Source organism: Methylobacterium sp. Leaf99 (genome assembly GCF_001422375.1).
Taxonomy (GTDB): domain Bacteria; phylum Pseudomonadota; class Alphaproteobacteria; order Rhizobiales; family Beijerinckiaceae; genus Methylobacterium.
The window spans coordinates 211,692-229,122 of sequence record NZ_LMMU01000009.1 but is presented as its reverse complement, the minus strand read 5'-3'; the positions used below and the strand labels follow the sequence as shown (position 1 = coordinate 229,122).

At 70.1% G+C, this 17,431-nt stretch carries 18 protein-coding genes; 4 read left to right on the top strand and 14 right to left on the bottom strand.

All coding sequences use genetic code 11. The features are described from left to right. Positions 1–67: 67 nt before the first annotated feature. Positions 68–919 carry a hypothetical protein gene (locus ASF28_RS17835; protein ID WP_056095707.1) on the top strand — a complete coding sequence of 284 codons (852 nt, stop codon included), beginning with the start codon at positions 68–70 and terminating at the stop codon, positions 917–919. Positions 920–1,046: 127 nt separating this feature from the next. Here the strand turns inward: ASF28_RS17835 and ASF28_RS17830 are convergent, their stop codons facing one another. From ASF28_RS17830 to recQ, 9 genes are all read right to left on the bottom strand, one after another. After that, positions 1,047–1,262, bottom strand: coding sequence for a hypothetical protein (locus ASF28_RS17830; RefSeq protein WP_056095704.1), 216 nt, complete (start codon positions 1,260–1,262; stop codon positions 1,047–1,049). A 311-nt stretch (positions 1,263–1,573) separates the two neighbouring features. Continuing rightward, positions 1,574–2,479, bottom strand: coding sequence for an NAD(P)/FAD-dependent oxidoreductase (locus tag ASF28_RS17825; RefSeq protein ID WP_056095701.1), 906 nt, complete (start codon positions 2,477–2,479; stop codon positions 1,574–1,576). A 117-nt stretch (positions 2,480–2,596) separates the two neighbouring features. Next, on the bottom strand, positions 2,597–2,941 hold the full coding sequence (grxD, locus tag ASF28_RS17820; protein WP_056095698.1) for a Grx4 family monothiol glutaredoxin: 345 nt from the start codon (positions 2,939–2,941) through the stop codon (positions 2,597–2,599). 44 nt (positions 2,942–2,985) lie between these two features. Further along, positions 2,986–3,495, bottom strand: coding sequence for a DUF29 domain-containing protein (locus ASF28_RS17815; protein WP_056095693.1), 510 nt, complete (start codon positions 3,493–3,495; stop codon positions 2,986–2,988). A gap of 90 nt (positions 3,496–3,585) precedes the next feature. Beyond that, on the bottom strand, positions 3,586–4,092 hold the full coding sequence (locus ASF28_RS17810) for a DUF29 domain-containing protein (RefSeq protein WP_056095690.1): 507 nt from the start codon (positions 4,090–4,092) through the stop codon (positions 3,586–3,588). A 25-nt stretch (positions 4,093–4,117) separates the two neighbouring features. Further along, complete coding sequence (locus ASF28_RS17805; protein ID WP_056095688.1) at positions 4,118–4,354, bottom strand: BolA family protein; 237 nt, start codon at positions 4,352–4,354, stop codon at positions 4,118–4,120. Between the two features lie 46 nt (positions 4,355–4,400). Further along, complete coding sequence (gene purL / locus ASF28_RS17800; RefSeq protein WP_056095684.1) at positions 4,401–6,626, bottom strand: phosphoribosylformylglycinamidine synthase subunit PurL; 2,226 nt, start codon at positions 6,624–6,626, stop codon at positions 4,401–4,403. A 125-nt stretch (positions 6,627–6,751) separates the two neighbouring features. After that, on the bottom strand, positions 6,752–7,915 hold the full coding sequence (locus ASF28_RS17795; protein ID WP_056095681.1) for a hypothetical protein: 1,164 nt from the start codon (positions 7,913–7,915) through the stop codon (positions 6,752–6,754). 177 nt (positions 7,916–8,092) lie between these two features. Beyond that, a complete protein-coding gene (recQ, locus tag ASF28_RS17790; protein WP_056095679.1) occupies positions 8,093–9,946 on the bottom strand; it encodes a DNA helicase RecQ in 1,854 nt (617 codons plus the stop codon). Positions 9,947–10,036: 90 nt separating this feature from the next. Here recQ and ASF28_RS17785 point away from each other — a divergent pair, with 90 nt between their 5' ends. Next, positions 10,037–10,276 (top strand): type II toxin-antitoxin system VapB family antitoxin, encoded by a 240-nt coding sequence (locus ASF28_RS17785; RefSeq protein WP_056095676.1) that lies wholly within the window; start codon positions 10,037–10,039, stop codon positions 10,274–10,276. Next, positions 10,276–10,680 (top strand): type II toxin-antitoxin system VapC family toxin, encoded by a 405-nt coding sequence (locus ASF28_RS17780; RefSeq protein ID WP_056095673.1) that lies wholly within the window; start codon positions 10,276–10,278, stop codon positions 10,678–10,680. The genes ASF28_RS17785 and ASF28_RS17780 overlap by 1 nt, the downstream gene beginning before the upstream one ends. A 3-nt stretch (positions 10,681–10,683) precedes the next feature. Here the strand turns inward: ASF28_RS17780 and ASF28_RS17775 are convergent, their stop codons facing one another. From ASF28_RS17775 to rpsT, 5 genes are all read right to left on the bottom strand, one after another. Beyond that, the gene (locus ASF28_RS17775) at positions 10,684–11,295 is read right to left on the bottom strand and encodes a LysE family translocator (RefSeq protein ID WP_056095670.1); all 612 of its coding nucleotides are present in this window, start codon (positions 11,293–11,295) and stop codon (positions 10,684–10,686) included. Between the two features lie 13 nt (positions 11,296–11,308). Next, positions 11,309–12,499, bottom strand: a complete 1,191-nt coding sequence (gene recF / locus ASF28_RS17770; RefSeq protein WP_443189749.1) for a DNA replication/repair protein RecF — start codon at positions 12,497–12,499, stop codon at positions 11,309–11,311. Beyond that, positions 12,499–13,620, bottom strand: a complete 1,122-nt coding sequence (gene dnaN / locus ASF28_RS17765) for a DNA polymerase III subunit beta (RefSeq protein ID WP_056095667.1) — start codon at positions 13,618–13,620, stop codon at positions 12,499–12,501. Before dnaN ends, recF begins: the two co-directional genes overlap by 1 nt. A gap of 189 nt (positions 13,621–13,809) precedes the next feature. Then, the gene (dnaA, locus tag ASF28_RS17760; protein WP_056095860.1) at positions 13,810–15,318 is read right to left on the bottom strand and encodes a chromosomal replication initiator protein DnaA; all 1,509 of its coding nucleotides are present in this window, start codon (positions 15,316–15,318) and stop codon (positions 13,810–13,812) included. Positions 15,319–15,874: 556 nt separating this feature from the next. Next, the gene (gene rpsT / locus ASF28_RS17755; protein ID WP_056095665.1) at positions 15,875–16,141 is read right to left on the bottom strand and encodes a 30S ribosomal protein S20; all 267 of its coding nucleotides are present in this window, start codon (positions 16,139–16,141) and stop codon (positions 15,875–15,877) included. Positions 16,142–16,406: 265 nt separating this feature from the next. On the opposite strand from rpsT, the gene speB reads away from it, so the two are divergent. Continuing rightward, the gene (gene speB, locus ASF28_RS17750; RefSeq protein WP_056095662.1) at positions 16,407–17,396 is read left to right on the top strand and encodes an agmatinase; all 990 of its coding nucleotides are present in this window, start codon (positions 16,407–16,409) and stop codon (positions 17,394–17,396) included. Positions 17,397–17,431: the final 35 nt, after the last annotated feature.

Here is a 17,431-nt window from a genome sequence, read left to right as displayed (position 1 = left end):
CATGGTAACGCTTTGGTAAACAAGCATGCTTAACCAATGCTTCCTGATCATTCGGGAAGCATCGGTCATGACGGGCACGGTCGGGACGGCGGCGGACACCTCGCCGGAAGCGCTGCTGAAGCAGGCGGTGACGGGGGCCAAGCCCGCCATGAAGTCTGCCACGAAGGCGGCGCCGAACCCCGTCGTCGCGGCCGTGGCCACCCCCACCCCGTGGATGCGCCGCGTCGATCCGCGTCTCGCCGGCCTCGTCGGCGCGGCGCTCCTCGTCGGCGCCGGCCTCGGCGCCGGCGCGACCCGCCTCGGTACCACGGGCGAGGACCGCGCCGCCACCGCCATGGCGCAGCTCCAGCATCAGCTCGGCACCGCCCGGGCCGAGACGGACCGGATCGCCACGGCCCTGGCCCAGCTCGGCAAGGGCCTGGCGCAGGTGCAGGACGGCACGGAGGCGGTGCGCGGCGAGGTCCGCACCCGCGGCACCGCCGTGATGGAGCGTGTCGGCCGGTCGGAACAGGCGCTCGCCGCCAAGCTCGCGGCGCTGAGCGAGCGCGTCGAACAGAATGAGAAGGATCACGCCGCACGCCTCACGGCCCTGACGGCACAGGTCGAGAAGCGCGCCGCCGTTCCCGCACCGGCCCCCGTCGCCGCCAAGGCGGTGCCGGACAAGGCGGTGGAGCCAACGGAGACCGGGGCGATCACCGACAAGGCCCACGCCGCGCCAAAGCCCCCCGCCAGCGACAACTGGGCCGTTCGCGAGGTCTATGACGGGATCGCTGTCCTGGAGGACCGCAAGCGCCGCCTCGTCGAGGTCGGGATCGGCGATATGGTTCCGGGTGTCGGCCGCATCGAGACCATCGAGCGCCGGGGTCGGTCCTGGGCCGTCGTGACCCGGCAGGGCGTCATCACCGCCCAGACCTGGTAGGCCGCCACGATCCGGTTGACACGTCCGCGCATGCGAAAAGCCGCCTTCCCATCATGGGAGGACGGCTTCAACGCGACAACGGAAAACCGGGGCGTTTGCGAGGGACGAAAACGACTCCGCAGCGAATTCAGGTCGCCTGGGCCTCGATCTCCGCCTCGGCCGGCCGCATGGGGTAATGCGGCTCGATGGTCATCGGATCGGCCATCATCGAGGCGCGGACGGCACGGTTGCGGCCATGCGTCAGGGCGCGGGTCCGGGCCTCCTGCGAGGGGTGCAGGATGGCGGCGAGGAAGGCGTGGCCCTCGAACTCCGCATCGAGATTCTTGGCTTCGAACACTGGCATGGCGTTCACCGACCCGGCGCCGTTAAGGACTCCATGGGGAGCCGCGACCCGGTCATTGGCAGAAACCGGGGATAACGCGAAAAAGTTCCGGGCGCACGCCATAATTGATGCTTAATTTACGACTGCGTAGTTTCGACGCTATTTCCCGTGCTGCGGCGCACCTGAATACATCGTTTCCTTGAGAAACGCGCCCCGCGGGCAACGGAAACGCACGGTCCGCCCCCGTGACCGCGCCACCGTGATGCCCAAAAGTCGCCTGATTCGGTCGGAACGATCCGGCCCCCCGTCGTCGCACCGGGCCGGACCGGCTCTCAGGGCCGGGCCAACTCGGCCTTCAGCAGCTCGGTGTTGATGGCGAAGGCGGCCATCGCCCCTTCGGCCGCCGCGACTACGGCGAACTGGACCCGCCGCGAGGCGTCGCCGGCGACGTAGAGGCCGGGCACGTTGGTGGCCTCGTACTCCCCCGTCGGCACGATGCCCTTCGGGGACAGGTCGCAGCCGAGCTGCGCGATGAGGGGCGACGGGCGGCATCCCCCGGGGGTGAGGAAGAGCGCCCGGCAGGGAAGGCCCGTCCCGTCCGCGAAGACCAGGCGCTCCGCCGCGGTCCCATCCCCCGTCAGGCGGACCACGGCGCCGTCCGCCACGGCGATGCCGTTGCGGGCGAGGCGGGCCCGGTCGGGCTCCGACAGGGTGTCGGCCCGGTCGTCGGTGCAGAGGGTGACGTCGCGGCTCCAGACGGTGAGTTCGAGGGCGAGCGCCGCCCCGGCATGGCCATGGCCGTAGGCGACGAGGGGCCGGTCGCGGCTCTCGTAGCCGTCGCAGTACGGACAGGTGTGGACGCCGCGTCCCCAGTAGGTATCGAAGCCCGCGACGGCGGGCAGGTCCTGGCGCAGCCCCGTGGCGAGGATCAGCCGGCGTCCCCGCGCGGTGGCGCCGTCGGCGAGGACCACCGCGAAGGCGTCGCCGTCGCGGTCGGCCCGCGTCACCTCGGCGGTGCGGCATTCCACCGACGGATAGCGGTCGAGATCGGCCCTGGCCTGGGCCCGCAGGTCGGCGGGCGCCGTGCCGTCGCGGGTGAACAGGCCCCAGGTCCGGGGCGTCGCGGCGTTGCGGGGCTCCCCGGCGTCGATGAGGAGGACCGAACGGCGGCAGCGCCCGAGGATGAGCGCGGCGTTGAGGCCGGCGGGTCCGCCGCCGACGATGATCGCATCATGCATCGGAACCGCTCCGGCACCCCGGTGCCGTCTCACCAACGGCCGAAGCGGCCAGCCGTTGCGCGGCACGAAAAAGGGCGCCCGCGGCGCCCTCTTCCGTTCGCGATCCGGCGGGTCGTGTCAGGCGGCCGGGGCCGCGGCCTTCACCGGGATGCCCTTCTCGGACAGGAACTGCTGCAGCTCGCCCGACTGGAACATCTCGCGGGTGATGTCGCAGCCGCCGACGAACTCGCCCTTCACGTAGATCTGCGGGATCGTCGGCCAGTTCGAAAACGCCTTGATGCCGTCGCGGATCGCCATGTCGTCGAGGACGTTCACGCCCTTGAACGGCACTTCGAGGTAGTTGAGGATCTGCACGACCTGACCCGAGAAGCCGCACATGGGAAATTGCGGCGTGCCCTTCATGAACACGACGACGTCCTGGGATTCGATCTCGGTCTGGATGGCGGTGTTGGCGTCGGTCATGGAAATCCTCGTCTGGTTTGGAACGGCGTGCGTCACCGTTGAGGTCAGGATTGATTCGTCGATTTCAAGGCCGTCGCGTCCGCAATGGCCCGGAGGGCGGCATCCAGATCGAACGGCGCGACGAGAAGGTCGTCCGGCCCCAGGGGGCATCGTGCCGGCAGGTGGGGAAGCAGAGTGTCGCCATAGGTGGTCAGGCCCAGTTTCGCCTGTGATTGAGCCACGGCCCAGATCTTGTCCCAATCCAGCCGTTGGCGCATCGACCGCTCGTAGCGGGTGAACGCGGCGACCTGGAAGGTGCCGGCTTCCTTGCGCCAATGCTCGACCGACAGGGTATCGGGCGCGGACAAGCGTTTGAGCAAATGCGCCAGAGTCTGCGCCAGCAGGCTCTCCACGGCACCGATCTGCGAACGCCCCACGCTCTCGATCTCCTCGGCGACGTTCTCCCAATCGAGGATGTTGGAGAGGTCCGGCCGGCGCGCGAGTTCGCGAAGGGTCGAGGCCTGCTGCTCGGCCCAGGTCACGATGTCGTCGTCGTAGAGGCTCGGCTGGTCCATGCGGTCCGCCCCGTGAGGTCTCTCGTTTCTGAGGGACGCCCGCCGTGAGTGCAAGGGCGTGGAGGGCGCCAGGACACGTCGTCGATCGGCCTAATGCGTATCCTTGGGCGTGTCGAGGATCTGCGCCAATCGCTCGAGCGCCCAATCCATGGTGAAGGTCGGGGCGACCAACTCGTCGGGTGTGAACGGCATGTGTTCCGGTAAACCGGAGACAAGCCGGTCATCGTAGATCCGCAGGGAGATATCGGCCTGGGTCCGCGCCGCATCCCACATCCAGGCCCAGTCGATCCGCTGCCGCATCGCCGGCGTGTAGGCCTTCCGGGCTGCGGCATGGAAAGCCACCACCTCCGAACGCCATGACCGCGTGGATTGGGCACGCGGCGCCGACATGTACTTCAGGACGTGAATGAGCACGAGAAGCAGCTTCTGCTCCACTGCGCTGATCTGCGACCGGCCCACACTCTCGATCTCCTCGGCGACGTTCTCCCAATCGAGCATGTTGGACAGGTCGGGCCGGCGCGCGAGGTCGCGAACGGCTGCGGCTTGCCGCTCCGCCCAAATCACGATGTCGTCGTCGTAAAGGCTGGGTTGATCCATGGGGTCGCCCCGGGAGTCGATGCCCTCAATCCTGCGGGACGCCCGTGGTGAGCGCAAGGGCGTGGAGCACGCCCCCCATGCGCCCCTGGAGCGCGCCGTAGACCATCTGGTGCTGGGCCACCCGGGTCTTGCCCTTGAAGGCGGCGGACAGGACGGTGGCGGCGTAGTGGTCGCCGTCGCCGGCCAGATCCTTGATCTCGATCCGGGCGTCGGGCAGGGCCTCCCGGATCATCGCCTCGATCTCGCGCGCGTCCATGGGCATGGGGTGAGTTCCTCGTGAGTGTTCGGGATCGGGCGGGGACGGGCCTCTAAGCGGGGACGCCGGCGGGCTGGCTCGCCATGTAGGCGGGCAGCCAGCCCTCGTGGGCGTCGCGCAGTTCGGCCAGGGCGATGGTCTGGCCGCCGGGCAGGGTCAGGGTGTCGCCCCCGGTCACGCCGACCACGAGGGCGTCGATGCCCTGCGCCGAGGCGCTGTAGAGGAGGTCGGGCGCGGTCTCGGGGTCCACGGCGAGGAGGTAGCGCGCCTGATCCTCACCGAACAGGTAGGCGTGGGTCGCCATGCCGGCGGGCACCTCGGGAAGCGCCGCCCCGATGCCGCCGGCCATGGCCATCTCGGCCAAGGCCACGGCGAGGCCGCCATCGGAGAGGTCGTGCACGGTGTCGACCTGACCGGAGACGATGAGGCCGCGCACGAAGTCGCCGTTGCGGCGCTCGGCGGCGAGATCGACGGGCGGGGGCGCGCCCTCCTCGCGGCCGGCGATCACCGCGAGGTAGACGGACTGGCCGAGCCAGCCGGCGGTGTCGCCGATGAGCACCAGGAGGTCGCCCTCGCGCTTGAGGGCGAGGGTGGCGTGGCGGGTCACGTCGGCCAGCACGCCGACGCCGCCGATGGTCGGGGTCGGCAGGATTCCGACGCCGTTGGTCTCGTTGTAGAGGGAGACGTTGCCGGACACGACGGGGAAGTCCAGGGCCAGGCAGGCCTCGCCGATGCCCTTGAGGCAGCCGACGAGCTGGCCCATCACCTCGGGCTTCTCGGGGTTGCCGAAGTTGAGGTTGTCGGTGATGGCGAGCGGGGTCGCCCCCACCGCCGTGATGTTGCGCCAGGCTTCCGCCACGGCCTGCCGCCCGCCCTCGACGGGATCGGCCTCGCAGTAGCGCGGCGTCACGTCGGCAGTCATGGCGAGGCCCTTGGGGCCGTCCTCGACCCGGACGATGGCGGCGTCCCCGCCGGGCTTCTGCACGGTGTTGCTGCCGATGAAGTGGTCGTACTGCTCGTAGACCCAGCGCTTCGACGACAGGTCCGGCGAGCCGACGAGCTTCTTCAGGGCCTCGGCGCTGCCCAGGGTCTCGGGCACGTCGGAGGCCAGGATGACGGGCTGGTGGGTATTGGCGATGTGGGGCCGGTCGTAGAGGGGCGCCTCGTCGCCGAGCTCCTTGATCGGCAGGTCGGCCATCACCACGCCGTCGTGCTTGACCACGAAGCGCAGCGTGTCGGTGGTGTGGCCGATGATCGCGAAATCGAGGCCCCACTTCACGAAGATCGCCTCCGCTTCCGCCTCCATGCCGGGCTTCAGGACCATGAGCATGCGCTCCTGGCTCTCCGACAGCATCATCTCGTAGGCGGTCATGCCCGCCTCGCGGGCCGGGACCTTCTCGATGTGGAGCTCGACGCCGAGGTCGCCCTTGGCGCCCATCTCGACGGCCGAGCAGGTCAGCCCCGCCGCGCCCATGTCCTGGATCGCGATGACGGCGCCCGACGCCATGAGCTCGAGGCAGGCCTCCAGCAGCAGTTTTTCGGCGAAGGGGTCGCCGACCTGAACCGTGGGGCGCTTCGACTCCGAGGCGTCGTCGAACTCGGCCGAGGCCATGGTGGCGCCGTGGATGCCGTCGCGGCCGGTCTTCGAGCCGAGATAGACGATGGGATTTCCCACCCCCGTGGCCGCCGCGTAGAAGATCGCGTCGGTCTTCGCCAGGCCCACCGCCATGGCGTTGACGAGGATGTTGCTGTCGTAGCGCGAGTGGAAGCCCATGAGGCCGCCCACCGTCGGCACCCCGAAGGAATTGCCGTAGCCGCCGATGCCGGCGACCACCCCCGACACGAGGTGGCGGGTGCGCGGATGGTCTGGCGAACCGAAGCGGAGCGCATTGAGCGCCGCGATGGGCCGGGCTCCCATGGTGAACACGTCGCGAAGGATGCCGCCGACCCCCGTGGTCGCGCCCTGGTAGGGCTCGATGAAGCTCGGGTGGTTGTGGCTCTCCATCTTGAAGACGCAGGCGAGGCCGTCACCGATGTCGATGACGCCGGCGTTCTCGCCCGGTCCCTGGATCACGTGCGGGCCCGAGGTCGGCAGCCCGCGCAGGTGTTTTCGCGAGGACTTGTACGAGCAGTGCTCGTTCCACATGGCCGAGACGATGCCGAGTTCGGTCAGCGTCGGGTCGCGCCCGATGAGGCCGCGGAAGCGGTCGTACTCGTCGGGCGTCAGGCCGTGCTGGCGCACGAGTTCGGGGGTGATCGGAACATCGTTACGGAACATGCGAACCCTCTCGACACGATCCTGCAAAGTCATCTGACCTGCGCGTCCGTCTCGGTCGAGACGGCTCTAGAGGGTTAGGGCGCGCCCTGGCAACACGCGATCGTCCCGCGACCGTTCCGTACGGGCTACGGAACGGCGGATTCCGCCGTCACACGGGCCCTGGGATGTTCCGCCCCGTCGCGCCAGCGCCGGATCGCGGCGTGGACCGGCTCGGGCCCGGCGACGAAGGCGACGTAGTCGAAGGCGTGCGGGTCGCGGCTCGACATGAGCAGCTGGAAGTGCATGCGGAACAGGTTCCACTTGCGCCGCTTGAGGATGCGCTTCTCGATGAGATCCTCGATGCGGACCTGGATCTCCACCGGCCGGTGCGCCGCCGGCGCCGGGACCCGCGACGCGCTCAGGGGATTGCGCCGGTGGATGGAGAGCCAGTCCCATTTCGCCCGGACGTCGAGCCAGCCGATGGCGTCGCAGGCGGCGACGCGGGCGAGGGCCGCGCGCACGGCGACGGCGCGGGGATCGAGGGTGATCCAGGGGATCACGCTGCCAATGCTGACGAACGAGACCGGGGTGCCGCGCCGGCCGAATTCGGGATCGCGGGTCAGCACCCGGTCGAGGGCTTCGATTCCGAGGAAGCTCGACGAGGAATGGCCGATGACCACGATCTCGCCGGCCCGGCCGTCCGCCGCCCGGATCAGGTCCGCGAAGGCGTCGAGGCGGGCCTGCATCCGCGCATCGGTCCCGCCGGCATGGTCGTGGGTGAAGGCGGTGTCGTCGACGAGGTGGGCGACGTAGAACGGTTTTCCGCGCGTCGCCCCCATGAGCCCGGCCAGGATCGCGTAGGCGAGGACCGGCACGGCGAGGTCGGTCCAATGCCCCGCCGGCAAGGGAAGCAGGCCGACGAGGCCGATGGCACCCAGGACGCTGAGGCCGACGAGCGCGAGGTAGATGAGGTGGACGCCGATGATCACCCGGGAAAAGCGCCTGGCCTCGCGGCGGAAGCGCCGGAGGTAGCCCGACCGCCACAGCCGCCACCACAGGGCCGGCACGGCGAGGAGCCGCCGCGCGTTCCCGCGGGGGAAGCGGGCGGCGACGATGTCGTCCCAGCGCAGGAGGGTGTAGCGGGTCTGCGCCCCGTCCGCCTCCACGCGCCAGTCGAGGCGAAGGCCGTCGGGCGAGCGGTCGGGATCGCCGACCGTGATCGCCATGGCGCGCCGGGTCGCGGTCAGGCGGCTCTCGCGGCGGAACAGGCCCCAGTAGGTCTCGGGCGCGCGCGGGTCGAACCCCGGCATGTAGAAGACTTGGCGCCGGAAGGTCTCGCGCGGCCGTGTCTCGGCTGAAGGGGCGTCCTGAGGGATGGGTCGGTCCGTCCGGTCATGCGTGGATGTGAGTGATTCGCGCCGGGCGCGATGGGCGACAGCGCCCGTCCCTACACGATGCGCATCCCGTCCGACGAGTGCCAAACCGCATCACGCCGATCCGGCCGGCGCGTGCGACAGGAACTCAGCGATGGCCTCGACGAAGCGCGCGCCGTAGGCTTCGCGCTTGCGCTCGCCGACGCCGTGGACCGTGCGCAGGGCGTAGAGATCGACGGGTTTCGAGCGGGCCATCTCGATGAGGGTGCGGTCGGGAAACACCATGAAGGCGGCGATGCCCTCGGCCCGGGCGATGGTGGCGCGCAGGCCGCGCAGGTGCTGGAACAGGGCCTCCGTCGCCGGATCGAGGTCGAGGCTGGCATCGTCGCGGGAGGCCGCACGCTTGCGGTCGCGCGGCTCGGCGACCTTCGGCTCGGGGTCCGGCCGCATCTGGATGGTCTCGCGGCCGAACAGGATCGCCTCGCCCTTGTCGGTGAGCGAGAGCCCGCCGAAGCCGTCGCCGTTCTCGGAGACGGCGCCGGCGGCGAAGAGCTGGCGCAGCATGGCGCGCCAGGCGGCGATGGGCTTGTCGGCGCCGACGCCGAAGGTCTTGAGGGCAGCGTGGCCGTTGCGGCGGATCGGGTCGGATTCCTTGCCGTGGACCACGTCGCAGACATAGGCCGCCCCGAAGCGCTGCCCGGTGCGGACGATGGCCGAGAGCAGCTTCTGCGCCGGCACCGTGGCGTCGACGAGGGAGACGCCCGAGCGGCACAGGTCGCAGCGCCCACACGGTTCGCTGGCTTCGCCGAAGTAGCCGAGCAGGGACTGGCGGCGGCAGGTGGCGCCCTCGCACAGCGCGATCATCGCCTCGAGCTTGCGCCGCTCGACGCGGCGGCGCTCGTCCGGCACCTCCTTCTCGTCGATCTGGCGGCGGCGGAGCGACATGTCGTCGAGGCCGTAGATGGTGAGGGTGTCCGCCGGCAGGCCATCGCGGCCGGCGCGGCCGATCTCCTGGTAGTAGCCCTCGACGTTGGAGGGCATGTCGGCGTGGCAGACGAAGCGGACGTCGGGCTTGTTGATGCCCATGCCGAAGGCCACGGTCGCGGTCATCACCACCCCGTCCTCCTGCAGGAAGGTGTCCTGGTTCTTCATGCGCGTGCCCTGGTCGAGGCCGGCGTGATACGGCAGGGCGTTGAACCCGTCCTTGGCGAGGCTCTCGGCGAGCTGCTCCGTGCGTTTTCGCGAGGAGCAGTAGATGATCCCGCTCTCGGAGCGGCGGTGCTTGAGGAAGCGCTCGATTTGCCGGGTCGGGTTGTCCTTCGGCACGAAGGTCAGGCGGATGTTCGGCCGGTCGAAGGAATGGACGAAGGCCTTGAGCTCCCGGCCCGCCGGGAACAGCCGCTCGGTGATGTCGGCCCGCGTCGCCTTGTCGGCGGTGGCCGTCAGCGCCACGGTCTGGACGTTGCCCAGGGCCTCGCGGGCGCGCGAGAGGTCGCGGTACTCGGGCCGGAAGTCGTGGCCCCATTGCGAGACGCAATGGGCCTCGTCGACGGCGAGCCGCCGGACGCCGACGCCGCGCAGGGCGTCCATCAACCCCTCCATCATCAGCCGCTCGGGCGAGACGAACAGGAGGCGAAGGTCCCCGGAGCGGATCCGGCGCCAGGTTTCGCGCGAGGTCGCCTCGGGCACGGAGGAATTGAGGGTGGCGGCCGCGACGCCGAAGCCGAGCATCTGCTGCACCTGATCGTGCATCAGGGCGATCAAGGGCGACACCACCACGGTCAGGGACGATTCCACCAGGGCGGGCAGCTGGTAGGTCATCGATTTGCCCGAACCCGTGGGCATCACGGCGAACACGTCGGTGCCGTCGAGGACCGCACCGATGACCTCGTCCTGGCCCGGGCGGAAATCGTCGTAGCCGAAGGTCGTTTTCAACGCGGCGCGGGCCTCGTCGAGACGGCTGGTCATCGCAAACCTTGAGGTGGTGATTTCGGGGGTCGGCTTGAAGGGCCGCCGTGTAGGCACTACGCTTCGACTGTCTACACAGGAACGATCCTAATGCCTCTGAACATCCGAAGCGAGGAGGTCAATCGCCTCGCGGAGAAGGTGGCGGCCCTGGCCAAGGTCAGCAAGACCGAGGCGGTGCGGATCGCGCTGGCGCACGAAGTCGAGCGGCTGGAGGGCAAGCCCTCGCTGCGCGAGCGGTTGCGACCGATCCAGGATGCCTTGGAGGCCTATCCCAGGACCGGCCTCAAGGCGGACAAGGCCTTCTACGACGGCTTGTACGAGGAATCCTGATGTTCCTCGATGCGTCCGCCATCGTCGCGATCCTGACGCGGGAAGCAGGCTCCGGGCTGCTGATCGAACGGATGGAGACCGCGCCGCACTTATCAACATCCGGTCTCTCGGTGCTCGAAGCCGTGCTCGCCCTGCATCGTATCGATAGAGTTCCGATCCCAGTCGCGCACGAAGTGGTCGCGGCCTTCCTGCGGCAAGCTGCCGTCGCCCTCGTACCCCTGGCAGAGCCGGAAACGCGTGAAGCGATCTCCGCCTATGCGCGATACGGCAAGGGCCAGGGCCACCCGGCGCAACTCAACCTCGGCGATTGCTTTTCCTATGCTTGCGCCCGGACGCAAAGCGTTCCGCTTCTGTTCGTCGGCAACGATTTTTCCCGGACCGACATTCCGTCCGCCCTCGCGTGAGGCTCACCGCGTGGCGATGGCGACCGCCGCGCCCGCCATCACCGTCCCGGCGCCGCGATTGATCGCCCGCCGCGCGCGAACCGAGGTGAAGACCCGCCGGGCGCGGGCCGCCGCCGCGGCATAGGCCGCCAGGACGGTACCGAGGACGACCACGATCGTGGCGCCGATCCCGGCGAAGCCGAGGAAGGTCAGGTGCTCGAGATCGACCACACCCGGCAGGAGCGCGAGGAAGAACAGGATCACCTTCGGGTTGCCGAGGGTGAGGACGAGGCCGCCGAGGAACGGGCGTACCCGGCCGTCCGCGTCCACGCGTGGGGTCTCGACGGGCTCCACGGGCGCGGTCCAGGCTTTCCAGGCGAGGGCCGCGAGATAGACGGCACCGGCGTACTTCAGGGCAACGAACGCCACGGTCAGGGACTGTGCGAGGAGGGCCATCCCGGCCGCCGCCACGCCGAACCAGACGAGGTCGCCCACGACGAAGCCGGCGATGAAGGCCCCGATGCCGCCCGTCCCGCGCGCCAGGACCCGCGCCACCAGGGCGGCGATGCCGGGCCCCGGGGATGCCACCGCGACGGCGTAGACGCCGGCAAACAGGATGAGATTCGCGATCGACATGGCCCACGGCGCCTCAAGGCGCGGCGACGCGCCCGTCGACGATCCTCACCAGATCGGCGCGGCCGTCCAGTTCCGTGAACAGGGCCGGGTCGGCGCCGGTCATCCAGACCTGACCCGACAGGGCTTCCAGGGCGTCGAACAGGCCGGTGCGGCGGCGCGGGTCGAGGTGGGCGGCGACCTCGTCGAGGAGGACGAGGGGGGCGATCCCGCACATGGCCTGGACGAGGCGGGCATGGGCCAGCACGAGGCCGATGAGCAAGGCCTTCTGCTCCCCCGTGGAGGCGGTGGCGGCGGGCACGTCCTTGGGGCCGTGGCGCACCACGAGGTCGCTGGTCTGGGGCCCGCTCAGGGTACGCCCGGCGGCGCGGTCGCGGGCGCGGCCCTGGCGCAGGGCCATGCGGAAGCGGTCCTCGGCTTCGAGGGCCGGCCAGACGGCGACGAGGTCGTCGAGGTCGCCTTCGAGGCGCAGGGCCGCCCAGGGGAAGGGCTGGGCGTCGTCGCGCCCCGCGGCGATGAGCCGGTCGAGGCGCTCCGTGGTCTCGCGGCGGGCGAGCGCCACGGCGACCCCGAGTTCGGCGACCTCGCGCTCGATGGCATCCAGCCACTGCCCGTCGTTGGGACGCTCTTCCAGGAGACGGTTGCGGGAGCGAAGCGCCCGCTCCAGGGCGTTGACGCGGGCCCCGTGGGTGGCGTCCACCGCCAGCACGAGACGGTCGAGGAAGCGGCGGCGGTCGCCGGCCGGCCCCCGGAACAGGCCGTCGAGGTCGGGGGTGAGCCAGACCACGCGCAGGAACTCGCAGAAGGCGACGGGGGAGGGCGCGGTGGCGCCGTCGATCCGGCACAGGCGCGAGGCGCGTCCGTCGAAGCCCGGCGGCTCGTAGCCGGTGCCGACCCGGTGCTCGCCCTCGCCCGCCGCGAGGGTCATGGACACGGCGAAGCCGCCGGGGCCGCCGGTGCGGGCCATGCCGGCGAGATCGGCGCGGCGCAGGCCCCGCCCCGGCGAGAACAGGGACACGGCTTCCAGCAGGTTGGTCTTCCCAGCCCCGTTCTCGCCGACCAGCGCCACGAAGCGCCGGCCGACGGCGAGGTCGAGGTCGGCGTGGTTGCGGAAGTCGCGGCAGATCAGGCGGGTGAGGCGAAGGCCCCGGCCCGCTGAAGTCTCCTCGCACGCGGTCTCAATGGGATTGGACGAAACGGTCGCGATCACACCCGCATCGGCATCAGCACGTAGAGCGCGGGCGCGCCCTCGCGGTCCTGGATCAGCGTCGGGGAGCCCGGGTCGGCGAGCTTGAACAGGGCGGTGTCGCCCTCGAGCTGCCCGGTGATGTCGAGGAGGTAGCGGGCGTTGAAGCCGATATCGAGGGCGGCGGCGTCGTAGTCGACGTCGAGTTCCTCGGTGGCGCTGCCGGAATCCGGGTTGTTCACCGAGAGGGCGAGGCGCCCCTCCTGCACGGCGAGCTTCACCGCGCGGCCGCGCTCGGACGAGATGGTCGAGACGCGGTCCACGGCGCGGGCGAACTGGTCGCGCTGGACCGTGAGGAACTTGTCGTTCCCGGAGGGGATGACCCGCTGGTAGTCCGGGAAGGTGCCGTCGATGAGCTTGGAGATCAGCACCACGCCGCTGGCGAACTTGAAGCGGATCTTGGCCGAGGACAGGTCGATCTCGACGCCCTCGCCGCCGTCCTCCACGAGCTTGATGATCTCGGCGACTGCCTTGCGGGGCACGATGATGCCCGGCATGTCGCGGCTGCCGTCGGGCGCCTCGATCTCGACGCGGGCGAGGCGATGGCCGTCGGTGGCCACGGCGCGCATCTTCAGAGAGCCCTCGGACTCGGTGGTGTGGAGGTAGATGCCGTTGAGGTAGTAGCGCGTCTCCTCCGTGGAGATGGCGAACTGGGTCTTCTCGATGAGGCGCTTGAGGTCGGCGGCCGCCAGGGTGAAGCGGTTCGGCAGCTCGCCGGCGGCGAGATCGGGGAAATCGCCCTCCGGCAGGGCGCCCAGCGAGAAGCGCGAGCGGCCCGAGCGGATGGTCATCTGACCGGTCTCGCCGCTGGTCTCGAGGGAGACCTGGGCGCCGTCGGGCAGCTTGCGCACGATGTCGTAGATGACGTGCGCGGGCACCGTGGTGGCCCCGGCATCCGCCACGTCGGCCGGGATCGTCTCCGTCACCTCGATGTCGAGATCGGTGGCACGCAGCTCCAGGCCCGACGGGCCGGCGCGCAGGAGCACGTTGGACAGGATCGGGATCGTGTTGCGGCGCTCGACCACGCGGTGCACGTGGCCGAGCGAACGAAGGAGGGCCGCGCGCTCGACAGTGACTCTCATCGCAAAAACTCGTGGTCGCAGGAGAACGTCGCGGAAGCCGGCCCCGCGCGGCGCCGGGCATCGTGGCCGAGCAGCTTCGCTGGCCGAGCAACTTGGCGAAGGCGGTCCGCGAACGCAAGTGCGAGAGGCGGCCTATCCCGGGGTTGATCCGGCCGGGACACCGCACGCGTGCGTGTCCCGGCCCGGGGCTCAATCCTGCAGCATGCGCTTCAGGAGCTCGACCTCGTCGTTCAGGACGTTGTCCTCGCCGATGAGCTTGTCGATCTTGCGCACGGCGTGGAGCACCGTGGTGTGGTCGCGGCCGCCGAAGCGCCGGCCGATCTCGGGCAGGGAGCGCAGGGTCAGCACCTTCGACAGGTACATGGCGATCTGGCGCGGCTTGACCACGGCGGCCGTGCGCCGCTCGGACAGGATGTCCGAGCGCGAGACGTTGTAGCGCGAGGCCACCAGCTTCTGGATGTCCTCGATTTTGATGCGCTTGGGCTCGCGGTTCTTCACCAGATCCCGGATCGCGGCCTCGGCGGTCTCCATGGTCACCGCCGCCCCCGTGAGGGTGGCGTGGGCCAGGAGCCGGTTCACGGCGCCTTCGAGGTCGCGGCCGTTGGCCGTGATGGCGCGGGCGACGTAGGTCGCCACCGTCGGCGAGACCTCGAAGCTCGGATGCGAGACCTGGACGGCGGCCAGGCGCGCCGACAGGATCGAGGTGCGCAGCTGCTCGTCGAGGGTGCCGATCTCGACCACGAGGCCGCCGGCGAGGCGCGAGCGGACGCGCTCCTCAAGGGCTTCGAGCTCGGTGGGCGGCCGATCGGAGGCGACGACGACCTGGCGGCCGGCATCGATGAGGGCGTTGATGGTGTGGCCGAACTCGGCCTGGATCGACTTGCCCTGGATGAACTGCACGTCGTCGAGGATGAGGAGGTCGATGGCGCGCAGGCGCTCCTTGAAGGCCAGGGCGTTCTGGGTCTTCAGGGCGTTGACGAAGCCGTACATGAAGCGGTCGGCGGTGAGGTAGATCACCCGGCGGCCGGAATCGCGGGCGGCGTGGCCGATGGCGTGGAGCAGGTGGGTCTTGCCGAGGCCGACCCCGGCATGGAGGTAGAGCGGGTTGTAAAGCGCGCCCTGGCCGTCGTGGCGGGCGACACGCTCGCCGGCCGCGTGGGCAAGGGCGTTGGAGCGGCCGACGACGAAGCTCGTGAAGGTGAGGCGGTTGTCGAGGGGCGCGCCGTTGAGATCGCCGGAGCCACCCTCGGCGCGGGCCGAGACGGGGGCGTCGGACTCGGAGTCGCTCGGTGCCTGCATCCCGGAGCCGGCGGCCTGGAGACGGGCGAGGGGGCTCGGCGCCATGGCGGGCTTCTGGGCCGCGCTCGCGGTGGCGGCGGGGCGGGCGGCGGCGGGACCACGCACCGACACGTCGATGCGGGAGACGTCCTCGACCTCGCTGCGGAAGGTGTTGAGGACGCGGTCGATGTAGTGGGATTCGATCCAGCTCTTGAGGAAGCGGGTGGGCACCGTGAGGCGCGCCGTCGCGCCGGAGACCTCCAGCAATTCGAGCCGGGCGAACCAGCTCGCGAACACATCCTCTCCCAGTTCCGCCCGCAGGCGGCGTTTCACTCGAGCCCAGGCGGCCACCGGATCGGTGCCGCTCACGCCGCTCATGCCCGTCTCGGCGTTGCCGGACACGCTACCGTCGACATGCATCATCGCTCTCCTCGCGCCGAGGACGGAGAGCCGCCACCGGTACGTACGCACACTTGACTGACGTCGCGCCCCGCGAGCCATTCGCGGAGCCCAGATCTTCGCGCCGGAGTCAATGCATCCGGGGCGCCTTTTGCCGATGAAACCAGCCTATCAACAATAAGCTACGGTTCTCCTAACAACGGGACTAACGGGGATAGCGAAAGAAGCACGTATCGGGACGAGGGTTTGGCACGACGAGTCGAACGAGCAGACCGACCTTGTGCATGATTCGCCCTCGACTCGAGGATGCACGGCTTTTGTCGTGTCTTCTCAAGCGATCGTTAAGCTACACTTGGCGTTAAGACTCTTCAACTCGGGAGATTTGCCATCAGGGTTAACGAGCCATGGCCTCCGCCGCCGCGACCGAGTCCGCGGAAGGGACGGCGATCCGGAGCAGGCGGGCTCAGGTGGACGAGCGCGGGTGGACGAGCGCGGGCGGTCGAGCGACGGCCGAAAACGAAGAAAGCCCGGCATCGCTGCCGGGCTTTCTTCGCAATGGGTCCTGAAGAAGGAAGGCTTAGGCGGCGAGCGCCTTGACCCGAGCCGCGAGGCGCGAGACCTTCCGGGACGCGTTGTTCTTGTGCACGATGCCGTGCTGGGCGGCCCGCATGATCTCGGGCTCGGCTTCCCGCAGGGCGGTCAGCGCGCTGGTCTGGTCGCCGCCGGCAATGGCCTCTTCGACCTTGCGGACGAAGGTGCGCATACGGCTGCGGCGCGAGCGGTTCACAGCGGTCCGCTTCGCGATCTTGCGGGTCATTTTCTTGGCCGACACGGTGTTGGCCATGGGGCATCCTCATCACGTTTGAGGCGATCCCGACGGGCCCGCGGGCCGGAGTGTCGTACGATCGCGTGCAGGTTGTTCGGGCAATGGCGAAGCCGACGGGCAGGGATGACCGCGACCGTCGGCAATCCGCGCTCTATAGCCACGCACCGCCGATCCGTCAACGCGAGCGTCATCGCCGTGTCGCTTCGCCTCGCCAATCTCCCTCGCTTGATCGATGCCCCACCCGCACGCGATGATCCGGTTCGGAACGCGGGAAGGGGGAACGATGCCGAGGGAACCGGATGCGGCGCGGATCGCGCGCCATCGCCCGCCATCCGGCATGGAAAGCCCGCGCTTCTCAGGCGTCGCGAGTTTCATGCGCCTTCCCATCCTCGATCCCGCCGAGGCCCCGGGCCGGATCGATATCGGTCTCGTCGGCATCCCGTTCGACGGGGCCACCACCAACCGGCCGGGCGCGCGCCTCGGACCGCGCGGCGTGCGCGAGGCCTCCACGGGCACGCGCACGCTGAACGCCAGCACGGGTATCGCGCCCTACGATCTCGCGGCCTGTGCCGACCTCGGCGACGTCTGCGTCAATCCCATCGACGTCGCCGCCACCGCCGCGCGGATCGAAGCCTTCTACGCCCCCCTCGCCGCCGCCGGCATCGTGCCCCTGTCCGTCGGCGGCGACCATTTCGTGACCTATCCGGTCCTGCGCGCGCTCGGCCGCGACAGACCGCTGGGCCTCGTCCATATCGACGCCCACAGCGACACCGACGACGGCCAGTACGACGGCAGCCGGCTCACCCACGGCACGCCGTTCCGCCGGGCCATCGAGGACGGCGTCCTCGACCCGAGGCGCACGGTTCAGATCGGCCTGCGCGGCAGCGTCGACGCCGCCGACGAACTCGACTGGGCGCGGGCCCGGGGCGTGCGGATCGTCCCCATGGAGGAGGTCATGGTGCGGGGCCTGCCCGAGGTGGCAGCCGAGGCCCACGCCGTCCTCGGCGCCGGGCCGGCCTATCTCAGCTTCGACATCGACGCCCTCGATCCGGCCTACGCCCCCGGCACCGGCACCCCGGAGATGGGCGGGTTCACGAGCCGGGAGGCCCTGTTCCTCGTGCGGGCCCTGGCCGGCCTCGACCTCGTCGGGGCCGATCTCGTCGAGGTCGCCCCGCCCCTCGACCCATCCGGCATCACGGCGCTGGCCGGCGCCACCCTGGCGTTCGAGATCCTGTGCCTCCTGGCCCAGGCCGTCGCGGCGCGCCGCGAATGAAACGCTCCGATTGACGCTGCCGCTTCAGGCGCAGA

Excerpts from the sequence above, each read along its gene's own strand:
- ASF28_RS17775 (WP_056095670.1), bottom strand. The coding sequence starts at position 11,295 with ATGTCGATCGCGAATCTCATCCTGTTTGCCGGCGTCTACGCCGTCGCG.
- ASF28_RS17805 (WP_056095688.1), bottom strand. The coding sequence starts at position 4,354 with ATGCCCATGGACGCGCGCGAGATCGAGGCGATGATCCGGGAGGCCCTG.
- ASF28_RS17830 (WP_056095704.1), bottom strand. The coding sequence starts at position 1,262 with ATGCCAGTGTTCGAAGCCAAGAATCTCGATGCGGAGTTCGAGGGCCAC.
- speB (WP_056095662.1), top strand. The coding sequence starts at position 16,407 with ATGCCGAGGGAACCGGATGCGGCGCGGATCGCGCGCCATCGCCCGCCA.
- ASF28_RS17815 (WP_056095693.1), bottom strand. The coding sequence starts at position 3,495 with ATGGACCAGCCGAGCCTCTACGACGACGACATCGTGACCTGGGCCGAG.
- recQ (WP_056095679.1), bottom strand. The coding sequence starts at position 9,946 with ATGACCAGCCGTCTCGACGAGGCCCGCGCCGCGTTGAAAACGACCTTC.
- ASF28_RS17795 (WP_056095681.1), bottom strand. The coding sequence starts at position 7,915 with ATGCCGGGGTTCGACCCGCGCGCGCCCGAGACCTACTGGGGCCTGTTC.
- rpsT (WP_056095665.1), bottom strand. The coding sequence starts at position 16,141 with ATGGCCAACACCGTGTCGGCCAAGAAAATGACCCGCAAGATCGCGAAG.
- ASF28_RS17835 (WP_056095707.1), top strand. The coding sequence starts at position 68 with ATGACGGGCACGGTCGGGACGGCGGCGGACACCTCGCCGGAAGCGCTG.
- purL (WP_056095684.1), bottom strand. The coding sequence starts at position 6,626 with ATGTTCCGTAACGATGTTCCGATCACCCCCGAACTCGTGCGCCAGCAC.
- ASF28_RS17785 (WP_056095676.1), top strand. The coding sequence starts at position 10,037 with ATGCCTCTGAACATCCGAAGCGAGGAGGTCAATCGCCTCGCGGAGAAG.
- dnaA (WP_056095860.1), bottom strand. The coding sequence starts at position 15,318 with ATGCATGTCGACGGTAGCGTGTCCGGCAACGCCGAGACGGGCATGAGC.
- grxD (WP_056095698.1), bottom strand. The coding sequence starts at position 2,941 with ATGACCGACGCCAACACCGCCATCCAGACCGAGATCGAATCCCAGGAC.
- ASF28_RS17810 (WP_056095690.1), bottom strand. The coding sequence starts at position 4,092 with ATGGATCAACCCAGCCTTTACGACGACGACATCGTGATTTGGGCGGAG.
- ASF28_RS17825 (WP_056095701.1), bottom strand. The coding sequence starts at position 2,479 with ATGCATGATGCGATCATCGTCGGCGGCGGACCCGCCGGCCTCAACGCC.
- dnaN (WP_056095667.1), bottom strand. The coding sequence starts at position 13,620 with ATGAGAGTCACTGTCGAGCGCGCGGCCCTCCTTCGTTCGCTCGGCCAC.
- ASF28_RS17780 (WP_056095673.1), top strand. The coding sequence starts at position 10,276 with ATGTTCCTCGATGCGTCCGCCATCGTCGCGATCCTGACGCGGGAAGCA.